This window comes from Sinorhizobium mexicanum (assembly GCF_013488225.1).
In the GTDB taxonomy this organism is placed as follows: domain Bacteria; phylum Pseudomonadota; class Alphaproteobacteria; order Rhizobiales; family Rhizobiaceae; genus Sinorhizobium; species Sinorhizobium mexicanum.
This window is the reverse complement of record NZ_CP041238.1, coordinates 4250596-4267087: the sequence shown is the minus strand read 5'-3', so window position 1 is coordinate 4267087 and position 16492 is coordinate 4250596. Positions and strand designations below refer to the sequence as shown.

General features: G+C 63.9%; 14 protein-coding genes. 13 read left to right on the top strand and 1 reads right to left on the bottom strand.

Features of this window, described 5'->3' with window-relative positions; translation table 11 throughout:
* Positions 1–287: 287 nt before the first annotated feature.
* The 5 genes from FKV68_RS20020 to FKV68_RS20000 are packed head-to-tail and all read left to right on the top strand — an operon-like array spanning position 288 to position 6228.
* A complete protein-coding gene (locus FKV68_RS20020; RefSeq protein ID WP_180939498.1) occupies positions 288–1331 on the top strand; it encodes a LacI family DNA-binding transcriptional regulator in 1044 nt (347 codons plus the stop codon).
* Positions 1328–2329: a Gfo/Idh/MocA family protein gene (locus tag FKV68_RS20015; RefSeq protein ID WP_180939497.1), complete on the top strand. Its 1002-nt coding sequence runs from the start codon at positions 1328–1330 to the stop codon at positions 2327–2329. Before FKV68_RS20020 ends, FKV68_RS20015 begins: the two co-directional genes overlap by 4 nt.
* A 5-nt stretch (positions 2330–2334) precedes the next feature.
* Positions 2335–3948, top strand: coding sequence for an acyl CoA:acetate/3-ketoacid CoA transferase (locus tag FKV68_RS20010; protein ID WP_180939496.1), 1614 nt, complete (start codon positions 2335–2337; stop codon positions 3946–3948).
* Positions 3941–4720, top strand: coding sequence for an enoyl-CoA hydratase/isomerase family protein (locus FKV68_RS20005; protein WP_180939495.1), 780 nt, complete (start codon positions 3941–3943; stop codon positions 4718–4720). Before FKV68_RS20010 ends, FKV68_RS20005 begins: the two co-directional genes overlap by 8 nt.
* On the top strand, positions 4720–6228 hold the full coding sequence (locus FKV68_RS20000; RefSeq protein WP_180939494.1) for an aldehyde dehydrogenase family protein: 1509 nt from the start codon (positions 4720–4722) through the stop codon (positions 6226–6228). Before FKV68_RS20005 ends, FKV68_RS20000 begins: the two co-directional genes overlap by 1 nt.
* 105 nt (positions 6229–6333) lie before the next feature.
* Here the strand turns inward: FKV68_RS20000 and FKV68_RS19995 are convergent, their stop codons facing one another.
* A complete protein-coding gene (locus tag FKV68_RS19995) occupies positions 6334–7404 on the bottom strand; it encodes a LacI family transcriptional regulator (protein ID WP_245181664.1) in 1071 nt (356 codons plus the stop codon).
* 332 nt (positions 7405–7736) lie between these two features.
* On the opposite strand from FKV68_RS19995, the gene FKV68_RS19990 reads away from it, so the two are divergent.
* The 8 genes from FKV68_RS19990 (at position 7737) to FKV68_RS19955 (ending at position 16492) form a co-directional block, all read left to right on the top strand.
* Positions 7737–8981 carry an ABC transporter substrate-binding protein gene (locus FKV68_RS19990; protein WP_180939493.1) on the top strand — a complete coding sequence of 415 codons (1245 nt, stop codon included), beginning with the start codon at positions 7737–7739 and terminating at the stop codon, positions 8979–8981.
* 168 nt (positions 8982–9149) lie between these two features.
* Entirely contained in the window at positions 9150–10028 is an 879-nt protein-coding gene (locus FKV68_RS19985; protein ID WP_180939492.1) for a carbohydrate ABC transporter permease, read from the top strand.
* Positions 10028–10909: a carbohydrate ABC transporter permease gene (locus tag FKV68_RS19980; RefSeq protein WP_180939491.1), complete on the top strand. Its 882-nt coding sequence runs from the start codon at positions 10028–10030 to the stop codon at positions 10907–10909. The genes FKV68_RS19985 and FKV68_RS19980 overlap by 1 nt, the downstream gene beginning before the upstream one ends.
* Before the next feature lie 4 nt (positions 10910–10913).
* Positions 10914–12026, top strand: coding sequence for an ABC transporter ATP-binding protein (locus FKV68_RS19975; protein WP_180939490.1), 1113 nt, complete (start codon positions 10914–10916; stop codon positions 12024–12026).
* Between the two features lie 8 nt (positions 12027–12034).
* Positions 12035–13543 carry a GMC oxidoreductase gene (locus FKV68_RS19970; RefSeq protein ID WP_180941583.1) on the top strand — a complete coding sequence of 503 codons (1509 nt, stop codon included), beginning with the start codon at positions 12035–12037 and terminating at the stop codon, positions 13541–13543.
* On the top strand, positions 13540–14313 hold the full coding sequence (locus FKV68_RS19965) for a 3-ketoacyl-ACP reductase (protein WP_180939489.1): 774 nt from the start codon (positions 13540–13542) through the stop codon (positions 14311–14313). The genes FKV68_RS19970 and FKV68_RS19965 overlap by 4 nt, the downstream gene beginning before the upstream one ends.
* A 191-nt stretch (positions 14314–14504) precedes the next feature.
* Positions 14505–16160: a GMC family oxidoreductase gene (locus FKV68_RS19960; protein ID WP_180939488.1), complete on the top strand. Its 1656-nt coding sequence runs from the start codon at positions 14505–14507 to the stop codon at positions 16158–16160.
* 14 nt (positions 16161–16174) lie between these two features.
* Complete coding sequence (locus FKV68_RS19955) at positions 16175–16492, top strand: Dabb family protein (RefSeq protein ID WP_180939487.1); 318 nt, start codon at positions 16175–16177, stop codon at positions 16490–16492.

Below are 16492 nucleotides of genomic sequence, written 5' to 3'. Positions count from 1 at the left end.
CATGGAATAATTTAGAACGTTCCAAATATCAAGATCGAAAATTATCCATGGTGTCTGGGTTGCGATTGCTTTGGATCTTGTCCAAGGTCCTCCGCTCTTCGCACGGAAAGGCTGATTTGCGACCTAAGTCGCGGAAGCATCGATCATATTTTCTATTCTTGTCGACCTTTCTGGTTCTCCAGAGCCGAGTGCGGGTCTCCAAAAAAGTGAACGGAAGCCTCTTGACGATGTTGGAACGTTCCAATTATTAAGCAGGAAAGAGATGAGCGCCGGTCGGGAGGGTATCGATGGCAAAGGAGCGGGTCACGGTTATCGACATTGCGCGCGCCGCCGGCGTGTCGAAGTCGACCGTGTCGCTGGTCCTGCAGGGCAGTCCTCTCGTCAACGAGGCGACGCGGGCCAAGGTGAACGCGGTCATCCGCGAGCTCGGCTATGTCTACAATCGCAGCGCCGCCAACCTGCGCCAGGCGAAATCGAAGATCATCGGCATCGTCGTCAACGACCTGACCAACAGCTTCTTTGCGGAACTCGCCGTCGGCGTCGATGCCGTCGTGCAGTCCGCGGGCTTCGTGCAGTTCCTCGCCAACACCGGCGAGAAGAGCGAGCGCCAGCGCGAGGTCATCGCCTCGATGCGCGAGCACGGCGTGTCAGGGCTCATCATCTCGCCGGCACGCGGAACGGAAGCCGCCGATCTCGCGCCACTTGTCGAGAGCGGCATTCCGGTGGTGCTGGTCGTGCGCGACATTGCCGGGGCAGGCGTATCATCTTTGATTTCGGACAATCGCGCAGGCGCTCTGGCGGCCGTCCGTCACCTGATTGCGCGCGGCCATCGCCGCATCGCCTTTCTCGGCGGCTTTGCTGATACCGCGGTCTTCGAGGCGCGCGTGCGCGGCTATCGCGACGCGCTCCGCGAGGCGGGCCTTAAAGCCGGAGATGACCTCGTCGTCGGCTCCGCGCCGTCGCGTGCCGGCGGCGTGACCGCGATCGAGCAGGCGATGATGCTGGAGGATCAGCCGACCGCGGCGCTCTGCTTCAACGATGCCGTCGCCTTCGGGGTCTGCGACGGCTTGCGGGCGCGGCGGCTGGAGCCGGGCGCGGATTTTGCCGTGATCGGCTTCGACGACGTCATCGAGGCGAAGACCGCCGTGCCGGCGCTCACGACGGTCTCGGTCGATCCGCAGGGCATGGGCGAGCGTGCTGCGGAACTTCTCTTGAAGCAGATCAAGGCGGGTCGCGCGGAACCGGAGGCAATTGTCAGTCCGGTGCGGCTCGTCATTCGCCAGAGCTGTGGGGCTGCCATCGAACGCAGAGTGAAGGAGGTTTCGTCATGATTCGCTGGGGATTGATCGGTGCGAGCACGATCGCGCACGAATGGGTGATCGGCGCCATCCGCGCCGCGGGTGGGGAAGCTGTCTCGGTGATGAGCTCCAGCGAGGAGCGCGGGCGGGCCTATGCGGCGGAAAACGGCATTGCCAAGGCCGTTACCAGCGTCGCTGACCTCGTCGGCGATCCGGACGTCGACGCCGTCTACATCTCCACCACCAATGAACTGCATCACGACCAGGCGCTGGCGGCGATCCGCGCCGGAAAACATGTGCTCTGCGAGAAGCCGCTGGCGATGAACCTCAACGACGCCTGCGAAATGGTGCTGACAGCATGCGAGGCCGGTGTCGTGCTCGGCACGAACCACCACCTGCGCAATGCCGCGACCCATCGCGCCATGCGCGACGCAATCGCCGCCGGCAGGATCGGTCGACCGATCGCCGCGCGTGTCTTTCATGCCGTCTATCTGCCGCCGCATCTCCAGGGTTGGCGGCTCGACAGACCGGAAGCGGGCGGCGGCGTCATCCTCGACATCACCGTGCACGACGCCGACACGCTGCGCTTCATTCTGAACGACGACCCGCTGGAAGCCGTGGCAATCAGCCATAGCGCCGGCATGGGCAAGGAGGGCCTTGAGGACGGCGTCATGGGTGTGCTGCGCTTCCGCTCGGGCGTCATCGCCCAGTTCCATGATGCTTTCACGACGAAATATGCCGAGACCGGGCTCGAAGTGCATGGCACCGAAGGCTCGCTGATCGGCCGCAACGTGATGACTCAGCGACCGGTCGGTACCGTCGTGCTGCGCAATGAAGAGGGCGAGAGCGAACTGCCGCTCGACCACAGCAATCTCTACGAAACCGCGCTTTCCGCCTTCCATGCGGCAATCGAAGGCAAGGGCGCGCCCTCCGCCACGGGCGAAGATGGCGTTTGGTCACTGGCGACCGGCCTTGCCGTGGTCAAGGCGGCGGCGACCGGCACGGCCGCGGCAATCGAAACGGGACTTTGAATTTCATGAGCAAGCACATTTCACCGGCGGAAGCCGCAGCCCTGATACCGGACGGCGCGGTCGTTTCGGTCTCCTCGTCAAGCGGCCTCGGCTGCCCGGACCTGATGCTGAAGGCGATCGGCGAGCGCTTCGACGCGACCGGCCATCCGCGTGACCTGACGACGCTGCATCCGATCGCAGCCGGCGACATGAGCGGGATCAAGGGCGTCGACTACATCGCCAAGAAGGGCTTGCTGAAAAAGATCATCGGCGGATCCTACCCATCCGGTCCGTCGAGCGCCGAGCCGCCGGCGATCTGGCACATGATCTGCGCCGACGAGGTGGCCGCCTACAACATTCCGTCCGGCATTCTCTTCGACATGCATCGCGAGGCGGCGGCCAAACGGCCGGGCGTCGTGACCAAGATCGGGCTCGACACTTTCGTCGATCCTTCGCGCGAAGGCTGCGCCATGAACGCGTCCGCCGCGGCGGAGCCGGTGGTGAAAAAGATCGCCTTCGAGGGCGAGGACTGGCTCTATTTCAAGGCGATCGCGCCGCAGGTGGCGATCATCCGGGCAACGACTGCGGACGAGCGCGGCAATCTCACCTACGAGCATGAGGGTGCCTATCTCGGCGGGCTCGATCAGGCGCTCGCCGCCCGCAACAATGGCGGCATCGTCATTGCACAGGTCAAACGCATCACCAAGGAAGGCTCGCTGAAACCCCATGACGTGCGCGTCCCGGGCGTACTGGTCGACTATGTGGTCGTTGATCCGGACCAGAAGCAGACGACGCAGACGCTCTACGATCCCGCCATTTCCGGCGAGATCTTCCGCCCGCTCGACAGCTTCCGCGTTCCCGAATTCAGCATCCAGAAGGTGATTGCCCGCCGCGTCGCGCAGGAGCTCGAAACGGGCAGTGCCGTCAATCTCGGCTTCGGCATTTCCGCCAATGTGCCGCGGATCCTGCTGGAGGAAGGGCTGCACGGCGCGGTGACCTGGGTGATCGAGCAGGGGGCGGTCGGCGGCGTGCCGCTTCTCGATTTCGCCTTCGGCTGCGCGTCGAATGCCGACGCCTTCATGCCGTCGCCCTATCAGTTCACCTATTTCCAGGGTGCCGGCTTCGACGCGTCGCTGCTTTCGTTCCTCGAAATCGACCGCACCGGCTCGGTCAACGTGTCAAAACTCAGCTTCCGGCCGCACGTGACGGCGGGCGCGGGCGGTTTCGTCGACATCACCGCGCGGGCGAAGAAGATCGTCTTCTCCGGTATGTTCAATGCCGGCGCGAAACTCTCTGTCGCCGACGGCAGGCTTGTTATCGAGCGAGAAGGCAAGCTGAAGAAGCTCGTCAACGCCGTCGAGCACGTCACCTTCTCCGGCCGCCGGGCGGTCGAGCAGGGGCAGGACGTCACCTATGTGACCGAGCGCTGCGTGATGAAGCTGACGCCCGAGGGCATCGTGCTCACCGAAATCGCGCCCGGTGCGGACCTGCAGGAACATATCCTCGACCAATCGGAATTCCCGCTGATCGTGTCCGACCGGCTGAAGCAGATGGATAGTGCGCTGTTCAACGAGGCGCCGCTCGGTCTGACGCTGCCGGCGAAGGCCGCACGGAAGATCGCGGGAGGCGCGAATGGCTGACGAACGCATCCGGATCGAGGTCGGGGGCGCGGTCGCAGTCATGACCGTGGCGAGACCCGAAAAGCTCAACGCTTTTGACATCGATATGCTGAAGGCGCTCGCTGCCGTCTGCGACACGGTCGAGGCGAACCGCGATGTGCGCGTCGCCATCCTCACCGGCGAGGGCAAAGCCTTTTCCGCCGGCGGCGACATCAAGGCCTGGGGCGGTATGGATGCCGCCGCTTTCGGCCATGAGTGGGTGCGCTTCGGCCACCGCGTCTTCGAGCGGCTCGCGACACTCCGCGTGCCGGTGATCGCAGCGCTCAACGGTCACGCGCTCGGCGGCGGCCTGGAGCTGGCCGCGGCGGCGGACATCCGCATCGCTGAACGCCAGGTAAAGATCGGCCTTCCCGAAACAAGCCTCGGCATGGTGCCCGGCTGGTCCGGCACGCAGCGCCTGGTCTCCCGCTTCGGTGCGCAGATCGTGCGCCGCATGGTGCTTGGCGGCGAGATGTTTTCAGCGGAGGAGGCGAAAGCCGAAGGGCTAGTCGATGCGGTGGTCGAGACAGGCAGCGTGATGGCCGCGGCGCGGGACTATGCCGCGCGCATCGCCACACGCGGGCCGGCGGCGCTGGAAGTATCGAAGCTGATGATCGCTTCGGCGAATGGCGAGGACAAGGGGGCGGCGGTCGAGGCGCTCGGCTCGATCCTTGTCGCCAAGACCGGCGATCTCAAAGAGGGCGTCGCGGCCTTCAGCGAAAAGCGCGAAGCGCGCTTCAACGGAGAATGGTGATGACGGTTCTGGTGAAACCCAAGGCGCTCGGCGATTACAAGGTTCGCGAATTCCGGATGCTGATCGACGGCAAGTGGGTCGATGGCGCCGAAGGCCGCACGCTCGAGCGGGTGGCGCCCGGTCACGGCGTGACCGTCAGCCGTTACCAGGCGGCGGCGAAGGTGGATGCGGAGCGTGCCATCGCGGCGGCAAGGCGTGCTTTCGATGACGGTCCTTGGCCGCGCATGACTGCCTCGGAGCGCTCGCTCGTCCTGCTGCGCGCCGCCGACATGATCGCCGCGCGCGCCGATGAGCTCGCCTTTCTCGATGCGATCGAATCGGGCAAGCCGATCAGCCAGGCCAAGGGCGAACTGGCGGGAGCCGCCGATATCTGGCGCTATGCCGCAGCGCTTGCCCGCGATCTCTCCGGCGAAAGCTACAACACGCTCGGCGACGGCACGCTCGGCGTCGTGCTGCGCGAGGCGATCGGTGTCGTGTCGATCATCACGCCCTGGAACTTCCCCTTCCTGATCGTCAGCCAGAAGCTGCCGTTTGCGCTCGCCGCCGGCTGCACGACGGTGGTGAAACCATCGGAGCTCACCTCCGCCTCGACGCTCGTGCTTGGCGAGATTCTGGAAGCCGCCGGCGCGCCAGCTGGGGTCGTCAACATCATCGTCGGCACGGGACCGGAGGCCGGCGCGCCGCTGACGAGCCATCCGGACGTCGACATGGTCTCCTTCACCGGTTCTACCGGCGTCGGCCGGCTGACGATGACGAACGCGGCGCAGACCCTGAAAAAGGTTTCGCTCGAACTCGGCGGCAAGAACCCGCAGATCGTCTTTCCCGACGCCAATCTCGACGAGTTCATCGATGCCGCCGTCTTCGGCGCCTATTTCAACGCCGGCGAATGCTGCAATGCCGGCTCGCGTCTGATCCTACATCGTGACATCGCCGATGAAGTGACGGCGCGCATCGCCAGTCTCTCGGCCAAGGTGAAGGTCGGCGACCCGCTCGATCCGAAAACGCAGGTGGGCGCGATCATCACGCCGCAGCACCTCGAAAAGATTGCCGGCTATGTTTCTTCAGCCGCGAGCGATGGCGCGACCGTTGCCCATGGCGGCGCGGCGCTCGACCTCGGCATGGGGCAGTTCATGGCGCCGACCATCCTTTCTTCCGTCAGGCCGGAAATGGCGGTCGCCCGCGAAGAGGTTTTCGGCCCGGTCCTGTCCGTCCTCACCTTCGAGACGACGGAAGAGGCGATCCGCATCGCCAACTCCATCGACTACGGGCTCTCGGCGGGCGTCTGGAGCCGCGATTTCGATACCTGTCTCACGATCGGACGGCGTGTGCGCGCCGGCACGATCTGGATGAACACCTTCATGGACGGCGCGTCGGAGCTGCCCTTCGGCGGCTACCGGCAATCGGGCCTCGGCCGGGAACTCGGGCGGCATGCGGTGGAGGACTACACCGAGACCAAGACCCTCAACATGCATATCGGCCAGCGCACCAACTGGTGGATGCCGCGCTGAGGCGGATCGGGAGAGGAGCTGAACATGCGGACGCGGACGGCAAGCGCGGAGACGATCGGGAGGCGGTTTCCGCACGCCCGTGCGCGTGGGCCTGTCGCGCCGGGTTCAGTCTGCAACGCCCACCGGCTGCGTTTCGAAGGGAAGTTCGGGGTTCAGCAGCAACTGCAGTTCGTTGACGTCCGTGCTGCCGGCGATGCGGTGGAGGAGGATACGGCCCATATGCTCGCCGGTCGCGGTCAGGTCCTCGTAGATCGTGTCTACCCGAGGCTGGATCGCGCTCAGCAGCTGCGACGTCTGCTTGGCGACGATGTCGTATTCGAGACCGAGCGTCAGGCCGCAGTCGGTCATGCCGGTGATCGTCGCGAGCGCGCAAACCTCACCGCCACAGGCAAAGCCGTCCGGCGGGTCCTTCTCGGCGTAGCGCCGGCGGATGCGGTCGCGGATTGCGCCGGCCGGGCTATCGAGATCGATGTCGGAAAGGATTTCATAGGCGCAGCCGGCCTCGCGCACCGCGGTCATGAAGCCGTGCTGGATATGGCCGGCGAAGGTGTAGCTCGCGGGTCCGCTGATCAGCGCCAGTTTGCGTCGTCCTTTGGCTATCAGCCGGCGTGTCGCTTCGTAGGCGAAAGTGAAATTGTCGTAGTCGACGAAAGGATGCGGCGTTGCGAGTTCGGTGCGGCCGTGCGTGACGAAAGGGAAGCCGTTTTCCGAGAGCAGCATGACGCGGGGGTCGAGCGGCTCCGTGCGCGAGAAGATCAGGCCGTCCGCCATGCTGTTGCGGATGATGTAGTTGATCGCATCGATGTTGGCCGCATTCAGGAAATTCGGCATGACGATCAGGTGATAGGCCGTGCCCTGCAGCGCCTTGGCGATGCCGGCCATCACGGAGGTTCCATATCCGAGAATTTCCTCGTGCGGTTCAAGCAGGACGGCGATGACATTGGTGCGGCCGGTTTTCAGGCGCTGGGCGGCGCGGTCCGGCGAGTAACCGATCTCGAGCGCCACCTGACGCACACGGTTGCGCGTCTCGATCGAGATTTGCGGGGCGTTGGCGAGCGCCCGCGACACCGTCGTGACAGCAAGGCCGGTAATGTCCGCTATGGTGCGCAGCGTCGGCTTGCCGCGACTGGTTGCCGGGCCGGTGCCGGCAATGATGGGTTTGGAGCGAGCGGCCAAGGGTTCCTTCCTGCGAACGATCAAGAGCGGTTTTGTAACGCGACGCGAACCGTTAGGCAATCGTATGATGAAAACGTTTTAAATGGGCGGAGGGAGTCGGATTTGTTGCATTGCACCATGTCGGCGATGCCGTATAATCCAGCAAATTCAGTCAGTTTGGTTGGCCGGCTGGTAGAAAAGCCGCGTGCGCTTGACTTGCTGGTATTTGTAACGTTTTAAATTGGCCGGGCGGCGCGCGCCGCAGGCCCAATTGCCGGCCGGCAAAGACGGGCGGCATTCCAATAAGGCGGGAGGAGATTCCGTCTGGGTAACTTGCAAACGGGAGGATAACGATGCGCAAGTTGATGACGACGACGGCTGTTGCAGCACTGATGTTGGCGGCGACGGCCGTACGCGCAGCAGAAAACGTGGAAGTGCTGCACTGGTGGACATCCGGTGGCGAGGCTGCGGCACTCGACGTTCTGAAAAAGGATCTGGAAGGCAAGGGTATCGGCTGGACCGATATGCCGGTCGCCGGCGGCGGCGGCACGGAAGCAATGACCGTGCTTCGCGCCCGCGTCACCGCTGGTAACGCCCCGACCGCGGTGCAGATGCTCGGCTTTGACATCCTCGACTGGGCGAAGGAAGGCGCGCTCGGTAACCTGGACGACATCGCGGGCAAGGAAGGCTGGGACAAGGTCGTTCCGTCCGCGCTGCAGCAATTCTCGAAGTATGACGGCCACTGGATCGCCGCCCCGGTCAACGTCCATTCGACGAACTGGGTCTGGATCAACAAGGCCGCCCTCGACAAGGCCGGCGGCAAGGAGCCGACGAACTGGGATGAGTTGATCGCGCTGCTCGACAAGTTCAAGGAGCAGGGCATCACGCCGGTCGCCCACGGTGGCCAGCCCTGGCAGGATGCGACGATCTTCGACGCCGTCGTACTCTCGCTCGGCAACGACTTCTACAAGCAGGCTTTCATCGACCTCGACCCGGCAGCGCTCGGCGGCGACAAGATGAAGGAGGCCTTCGACCGCATGACGAAGCTGCGCTCCTATGTCGACGACAACTTCTCCGGCCGCGACTGGAACCTCGCCTCGGCAATGGTCATCGAAAACAAGGCTGGCCTGCAGTTCATGGGCGACTGGGCGAAGGGTGAATTCCTGAAGGCGAAGAAGGTGCCGGGCACCGATTTCGTTTGCATCCGCTTCCCGGGAACGCAGGGTTCCGTCACCTTCAACTCCGACCAGTTCGCGATGTTCAAGGTTTCGGATGACAAGGTTCCGGCCCAGCTGCAGATGGCTTCCGCCATCGAGAGCCCGACCTTCCAGTCGGCCTTCAACGTCGTCAAGGGATCGGTTCCGGCCCGTACCGACGTTCCGGACACCGACTTCGACGCCTGCGGCAAGAAGGGGATCAAGGATCTCGCCGAAGCCAACTCCAAGGGCACGCTCTTCGGCTCCATGGCCCATGGCCATGCCAACCCGGCCGCCGTCAAGAACGCGATCTACGACGTCGTGACCCGCCAGTTCAACGGCGAGCTCAGCTCGGAAGATGCGGTCAAGGAACTTGCCGCGGCGGTCGAGGCCGCGAAGTAACGGGCCTTATTGCCCGGTCCGGGATGCGCGTGAGCATCCCGGACACCGTTACGGAAATGAAAGCGTCTTCGAAGCGCCGCGACACCGCGGACGCAAGGAGAGGTTTTGAGACTTCAAACCTGCGCATGATGCCGGCTGGCTATCCTGCGCCAGAAGTGGTGAACGACCATGGATAGCCGCAGCCGGCTGCAGGAACTGGTGCCCAAGCTGGTACTGGCCCCGAGCTTCCTTATCGTCCTGATCTTTGTTTACGGCTTCATAGCCTATACCGGCTTCCTGTCGATGACCGACAGCAAGATGCTGCCGTCTTACAATTTCGTCGGACTAAGCAACTTCGCCAAGCTGTGGGCCTTGCCGCACTGGTGGCGGGCGGTCAGCAACCTCGCGATCTTCGCGTCGCTCTATATCGTCATCTGCTCGGTGCTGGGCCTGGCGCTCGCCATCCTGCTCGATCAGAAGATCCGGGCGGAAGGGTTCCTGAGGCCGATCTACCTCTATCCGATGGCGCTGTCCTTCATAGTCACGGGAACGGCCTGGAAGTGGTTCCTCGATCCCGGCATTGGGCTCGAGAACACCATGCATCTCTGGGGTTGGGAGAGCTTTTCCTTCAACTGGATCAAGGACCGCAACTTCGCGATCTACTGCGTCGTCATTGCAGCAGTCTGGCAATCGACCGGCTTCATCATGGCGATGTTCCTCGCAGGCCTGCGCGGCGTCGACAACGAAATCATCAAGGCGGCGCAGATCGACGGGGCGACGACCCCGACCATCTATCGGCGGATCATCATTCCGCTGATGCGGCCCGTCTTCCTCTCGGCCTTCGTCGTCCTCGCCCATTTGGCGATCAAGGCCTATGACCTGATCATCGCGCTGACGGGCGGCGGGCCGGGGCAGGCGACCGAGCTGCCGGCGACCTTCATGTATTCCTACACGTTTACCCGCAACCAGATGGGCATCGGCGCGTCCTCGGCGATCATCATGCTGATCATGATCTTCTCGATCATCATCCCCTATCTCTATTCCGAAATCCGGGGAGGAAAACGCTGATGCGCGCGCCCAATCCCGACAATGTCATCTCGCACAACCGCCTCACGCGGGCATTGATCTACACGGCACTGATCATTTTCGCGCTCTATTCGCTGCTGCCGCTCTACGTGATGGTGGTGAATTCGCTGAAGCCGCTCGACGAGATCCGTCAGGGCGGCATGTTGAACCTGCCGCAGAGCTGGACGGTAGAACCCTGGCTTTCGGCCTGGTCGACGGCGCAGATCGGCGTTCAGCCGACGGGGCTGCGCCCCTTCTTCATCAACTCGATCCTGATGGTGGTTCCCGCGGTCGCCATCTCGACGGTCGTCGGCGCGCTCAACGGCTACGTCCTGACCAAGTGGCGCTTTCCGGGTGCCAACATCTTCTTCGGCATGCTGCTGCTCTCCTGCTTCATCCCGTTCCAGATCGTGCTGATCCCGATGGCGCGCATCCTCGGCATTTTGGGCCTTGCGGGATCGATCTGGGGGCTGATCCTCGTCCATGTGGTCTACGGCATCGGCTTTACGACGCTCTATTTCCGCAACTACTACGAGGCCTTCCCGACCGAACTGGTGCGTGCGGCGCAGATCGACGGTGCCGGCTTCTTCCAGATCTTCCGGCGGATCATGCTGCCGTCCTCCGGCCCGATCATCGTCGTCTCGGTCATCTGGCAGTTCACCAACATCTGGAACGACTTCCTGTTTGGCGCCTCGTTCTCGGGCCCCTTCTCGACGCCGATGACGGTCGCGCTCAACAACCTCGTGAGCTCATCGACCGGGGTCAAGGAATACAACGTTCACTTCGCGGGCGCGATCCTCGCCGCCCTGCCAACGCTCGTCGTCTACATCGTGTCCGGCCGCTACTTCGTCCGCGGGCTGATGTCCGGTGCCGTGAAAGGATAAGGTCATGTCATTCTTGAAAATCAGCAACCTGCGCAAGTCCTACGGCTCGCTTGAGATTCTGAAGGACATCAATATCGAGATCGAAAGGGGCGGCTTCCTGGTGCTCGTCGGCCCGTCCGGCTGCGGCAAGTCGACCCTCTTGAACACGATCGCGGGCCTGGAGCCGATCACCTCGGGCGACATCGCCATCAACGGCCGGTCGGTCTCGGGGCTGCACCCGTCGAAGCGCGACATCGCCATGGTGTTCCAGTCCTACGCGCTCTACCCGAACATGACTGTCGCCGGAAACATTGCCTTCGGCATGGAGATCCGCGGCGTGCCGAAGGAAGAGCGCGAGAAGGCGATCAAGCAGGTCGCCGACATGCTGCAGATCGGCCACCTGCTCGACCGCAAGCCGAGCCAGCTCTCCGGAGGCCAGCGCCAGCGCGTCGCGATGGGCCGCGCGCTGGTGCGCAATCCGCAGGTCTTCCTCTTTGACGAGCCGCTCTCGAACCTCGACGCAAAACTCCGCGTCGACATGCGCACCGAGATCAAACGCCTGCACAACCGCATGAAGACGACGATCGTCTACGTGACGCACGACCAGATCGAGGCGATGACGCTCGCCACGAAGATAGCCGTCTTGCGGGACGGCGTTCTGCAGCAATTCGGCTCGCCGGCCGAGATCTACAACAATCCCGCCAACATGTTCGTCGCCGATTTCATGGGTTCGCCGGCGATGAACCTGTTGAACGCCCGCATTGAAAAGGCTGGCTCCGATGTTGCGGTCACGCTGGCGCGGCCAAACGCCGAACCATTGAAGCTCGCTGTGCCGCACAATGGCGCCTTGTCGGCCTATGCCGGCAAGGACGTCGTCTTCGGCATTCGTCCGGAGGCCCTGACCGACCCGGACGGCGCGGATCGCAATGCCAAGTTCGTCGCCGAAGGCGATTGCCTGATCGAAGTGGTCGAGCCGGCCGGCTCCGATACCTTCGCGGTCACCCGCCTCGGCGGCAAGGAGATCGTCGCCCGGTTGCGCGCCGACGCGCGCATCGCGCCGGGTCAGACGTCGCGGCTCGCCTTCAATCTCGACAAGGCGGTGTTCTTCGACCCGCAGAGCCAGATGCGGATCGCGTGAGCATGGCCATGCGCACTGAGCCGGATATCGTCATCATTGGTTCGGGGGTTGGCGGTGCGACCATCGCGGCGGGCCTCGCCCCATCGGGGGCCGAGATCCTTATCCTCGAAGCGGGCGCTCACATCGAGGACCGTCCGGAAAACCGCGACCAGCGGGCGATCTTCCAGCGCGGCCATTTCCGGCCGAAAGAGATCTGGTACGAGGCGGGCGGCGCCGGCTTCAACCCCGGCAACTATTACAATGTCGGGGGCAACTCGAAATTCTACGGCGCCGTGCTGACCCGTTACCGCCGTGAGGATTTCGAGGAGATGCAGCATCTCGACGGCGTTTCGCCGGCCTGGCCGTTTCCTTACGAAGAGTTGGAGCCCTGGTATTCCAAGGCGGAGGCGCTCTATGAGGTGCGCGGCGCGCTCGGCGAGGACCCGACCGAGCCCGCGCACTCGCACGATTATCCTCATGGTCCGGTGCCGGACGAACCGGCGATCGCCAAGGTTCGCAAGCGCCTGGCGGAGATCGGGCTCAATCCCTATTCGCTGCCGCTCGGCATTGACATCAACCGCTGGCTTGCCAAGGGCAAGACGCCCTGGGACGCGCATCCGAACAGCTTCGACGGCAAGATGGATGCGGAAACGGCGGCACTGACCGTGGCGCTCGAATATCCGAATGTCCGGCTGCAAACCGGTTCGCGCGTGACGCGGCTTGCGACCGCCTCGGACGGCAAGGCGATCGAGACTGTTCACTATGTCAAGGACGGCGAGGAGCGGAGCGTTTCGCCGAAGCTGGTCATCCTCTCTGCCGGAGCCGTGCAATCGGCAGTGCTGTTGTTGCGGTCGGCCGACGGCCGCAATCCGGCAGGGCTCGCGAACCGGTCCGACCAGGTCGGCCGCAATTTCATGAACCACAATTCGAGTGCGGTGATAGCGCTCAGCCCCTGGTATCGCAACGATTCCATCTACCAGAAGACCTTCGGCCTCAACGACTTCTATCTGTCGGATGGGGCGGGCGGGCCGCCGCTCGGCAACATCCAGCTTCTCGGCCGGGTGTCGGGCGCGATCCTGAAGGCGAACATGCCGACGGTGCCGGAATGGCTCCTCAATCAGGTCTCGGCCCGCGGCATAGACTTCTATGCCATGAGCGAGGACCTGCCGTCGCCGGATAGCCGGGTGATGGTCGACGGCGATCGCGTCGTGCTCCAATGGGTGCGCACCAATTGGCAGGCGCATCTCGATCTCGTCGCCAAGTTGAAGGCGGTGCTGCGAAAGGCCGGCTTTCCGGTCGTTCTTGCCCGCGCCTTCGACAAGCGCACACCGTCGCATCAGTGCGGTACCGTCAGGATCGGCAAGGAGCCGAATGAGGCGCCGCTCGATGTCTATTGCCGCGCCTTCGATCACCCGAACCTTTTCGTTGTCGATGCCGGCTTCCTGCCGACTTCGGCAGCGGTAAACCCGGCGCTGACCGTGGCGGCGCAGGCGCTCCGCGTCGCGGATCACATCGTTAAAGAGGATCTTCGGTCATGACGGAGAAAGCACGTCCCGTCGCGATCGTCACCGGCGGCCGGCGCGGCATCGGTCTCGGCATTGCCCGGGCGCTGGCGGCAGCCGGTTTCGACATCGCCGTCACGGGCATCGGTGATGCCGATGGCGTGGCGCCGGTACTCGCCGAGCTCGGCACTTTCGGTGCCCGCGCGATCTTTCTCCAGGCGGATCTCGCGGACCTTGCCACCCACCAGGCGACCGTAGCCGCGGTGACCGAGGCGTTCGGCAGGATCGATTGCCTCGTCAACAACGCCGGAATCGCTTCGGTCGTGCGCGGCGATTTCCTCGATTTGAAACCGGAGAACTTCGACACCATCGTCGGCATCAACCTTCGCGGCACGGTTTTCTTCACCCAAGCCGTTCTGAAGGCGATGCTTGCGACGGAAGCCGTTGTGCCCCGCTCGATCATCAACATCACCTCGGTGTCCGCCGAGATGACCTCGCCGGAACGGCTCGACTACTGCATGAGCAAGGCAGGACTTGCCGCTTTCAGCCAGGGCTTGGCGCTGAGATTGGCCGAGACCGGTATCTCGGTCTTCGAAGTTCGGCCGGGCATCATTCGTTCGGACATGACCGCAACGGTTTCCGGCAAATACGACACGCTGATCGCCGATGGGCTGGTGCCGATGCGGCGATGGGGAGAGCCCGACGACATCGGCAAGATCGTCGCCGGGCTCGCCGGCGGACAATTCGGTTTCGCCACGGGATCGGTCATCCAGGCCGATGGCGGCCTTTCGATCAGCCGGTTGTGAGGTCGTCGCGTGGGCTGCCCCTCTCCTCGGGTTTAACCCGAGGACTAACCCTCTCCCCGCCGGCGGGGAGAGGGTTAGTGCCCGGCGAGATGCCCCGGGGTGGCGGCAGCCGGATGAGGGGCGGCCAATCGGCAAAGAGGCAATGAAATAAATGATCGCGCCGAAGGCGCGAACCTTGAGGACGATCTGAAATGGCATTCGACTACATCATCACCGGTGCCGGCCCCGCCGGCTGCGTGCTCGCCAACCGATTGAGCGAGGACCCGACTGTCAAGGTGCTGCTGCTCGAAGCGGGCGGCGGCGACTGGAACCCGCTGTTCCACATGCCGGCCGGCTTCGCCAAGATGACCAAGGGGGTTGCGAGCTGGGGCTGGCACACGGTGCCGCAGAAGCACATGAAGGGCAGGGTGCTGCGCTATACCCAGGCGAAGGTGATCGGTGGCGGCTCTTCGATCAATGCGCAGCTCTATACCCGCGGCAACGCCGCCGACTACGATCTCTGGGAACGTGAAGACGGCTGCAGCGGCTGGGACTATCGTAGCGTGCTGCCCTATTTCAAGCGCGCCGAGGACAACCAACGCTTTGCCGACGATTATCATTCCTATGGCGGGCCGCTCGGCGTCTCGATGCCGGTCTCGGCGCTGCCGATCTGCGACGCCTATATCCGTGCCGGCCAGGAACTGGGCATCCCCTACAACCACGACTTCAACGGCAAGCAGCAGGCGGGCGTCGGCTTCTATCAGCTGACGCAGCGCAACCGCCGCCGCTCTTCCGCCTCGCTTGCCTATCTCTCGCCGATCAAGGGCCGCCGGAACCTGACGGTGCGCACCGGTGCCCGCGTCGCCCGCATCGTGCTCGAAGGCAGCCGCGCGGTCGGCGTCGAGGTGGTGACGGCCAAGGGCAGCGAAATAATCCGGGCGGACCGCGAGGTACTCGTGTCTTCAGGTGCAGTCGGCTCGCCGAAGCTGCTCCTGCAATCCGGTATCGGTCCGGCCGAGCATCTACGCGCGGTCGGCGTCGACGTTCGCCATGATCTCCCTGGCGTCGGCGGCAATCTGCAGGATCACCTCGATCTCTTCGTCATCTCCGAATGCACCGGCGACCACACTTACGACAACGTCGCCAAGCTGCACCGCACGCTCTGGGCGGGCCTGCAATATGTGCTTTTCCGCACCGGCCCCGTGGCCTCGTCGCTCTTCGAGACCGGCGGCTTCTGGTATGCCGATCCGGATGCGCGCTCACCGGACATCCAGTTCCACCTCGGTCTCGGCTCGGGCATCGAGGCCGGCGTCGCGCGCCTCAAGAACGCGGGCGTGACGCTGAACTCCGCCTATCTGCACCCCCGCTCGCGCGGCACAGTCCGGCTTTCCTCCTCTGACCCGGCCGCCGCGCCGCTCATCGATCCGAACTATTGGGAGGATCCGCACGACCGCAAGATGTCGCTCGAAGGGCTGCGGATTGCCCGCGAAATCATGCAGCAGGCCGCGCTGAAGCCCTATGTTCTCGCTGAACGTTTGCCGGGTAACGACATCCGGACGGAGGAGCAGCTCTTCGAATATGGCTGCGCCAATGCCAAGACCGACCACCACCCGGTCGGCACCTGCAAGATGGGTACGGATCATATGGCGGTCGTTGATCTGGAGCTCAAGGTGCGCGGGCTCGACGGCTTGCGGGTCTGCGACAGTTCGGTGATGCCGCGCGTGCCGTCCTGCAACACCAATGGGCCGACAATCATGATGGGCGAGAAGGGGGCGGATATCATCCGTGGCCTGCCGGCGCTACCGCCCGCGATCTTCCAGCACGAGCGCAACGACACCCGTGCGCGTGCCCGCGCCGACGTTCGCTAGACGCGGGACGCCAGATGATTCGACACTGCGTTTTCATCCGCTTCCGTCCAGACGTGGCGAATGCCGAGAAGGAGGCGATCTTCGCCGAGATCGCTGCACTGAGAGACCGCCTGCCGGGCTTTCTGGCGGCGCACGTCGGTGTGAATGTCAGCCCGGAAACCGGCATGGACAAAGGATACGGCGAAGGCTTCATGGTCGATTTCGCCGATGCCGCTGCGCGCGACGCCTATCTCGAAGACGCAGATCACCGCAGGACTGGCGCGAAATTGGTTGCGGCGGCGGAAGGCGGCGTACAAGGTGTCCTGGTCTACGACCTCGAAATACCGGACTGA

Excerpts from the sequence above, each read along its gene's own strand:
- FKV68_RS19965 (WP_180939489.1), top strand. The coding sequence starts at position 13,540 with ATGACGGAGAAAGCACGTCCCGTCGCGATCGTCACCGGCGGCCGGCGC.
- FKV68_RS20000 (WP_180939494.1), top strand. The coding sequence starts at position 4,720 with ATGACGGTTCTGGTGAAACCCAAGGCGCTCGGCGATTACAAGGTTCGC.
- FKV68_RS20015 (WP_180939497.1), top strand. The coding sequence starts at position 1,328 with ATGATTCGCTGGGGATTGATCGGTGCGAGCACGATCGCGCACGAATGG.
- FKV68_RS19985 (WP_180939492.1), top strand. The coding sequence starts at position 9,150 with ATGGATAGCCGCAGCCGGCTGCAGGAACTGGTGCCCAAGCTGGTACTG.
- FKV68_RS19955 (WP_180939487.1), top strand. The coding sequence starts at position 16,175 with ATGATTCGACACTGCGTTTTCATCCGCTTCCGTCCAGACGTGGCGAAT.
- FKV68_RS19975 (WP_180939490.1), top strand. The coding sequence starts at position 10,914 with ATGTCATTCTTGAAAATCAGCAACCTGCGCAAGTCCTACGGCTCGCTT.
- FKV68_RS19960 (WP_180939488.1), top strand. The coding sequence starts at position 14,505 with ATGGCATTCGACTACATCATCACCGGTGCCGGCCCCGCCGGCTGCGTG.
- FKV68_RS20020 (WP_180939498.1), top strand. The coding sequence starts at position 288 with ATGGCAAAGGAGCGGGTCACGGTTATCGACATTGCGCGCGCCGCCGGC.
- FKV68_RS19970 (WP_180941583.1), top strand. The coding sequence starts at position 12,035 with ATGCGCACTGAGCCGGATATCGTCATCATTGGTTCGGGGGTTGGCGGT.
- FKV68_RS20010 (WP_180939496.1), top strand. The coding sequence starts at position 2,335 with ATGAGCAAGCACATTTCACCGGCGGAAGCCGCAGCCCTGATACCGGAC.
- FKV68_RS19980 (WP_180939491.1), top strand. The coding sequence starts at position 10,028 with ATGCGCGCGCCCAATCCCGACAATGTCATCTCGCACAACCGCCTCACG.
- FKV68_RS19990 (WP_180939493.1), top strand. The coding sequence starts at position 7,737 with ATGCGCAAGTTGATGACGACGACGGCTGTTGCAGCACTGATGTTGGCG.
- FKV68_RS20005 (WP_180939495.1), top strand. The coding sequence starts at position 3,941 with ATGGCTGACGAACGCATCCGGATCGAGGTCGGGGGCGCGGTCGCAGTC.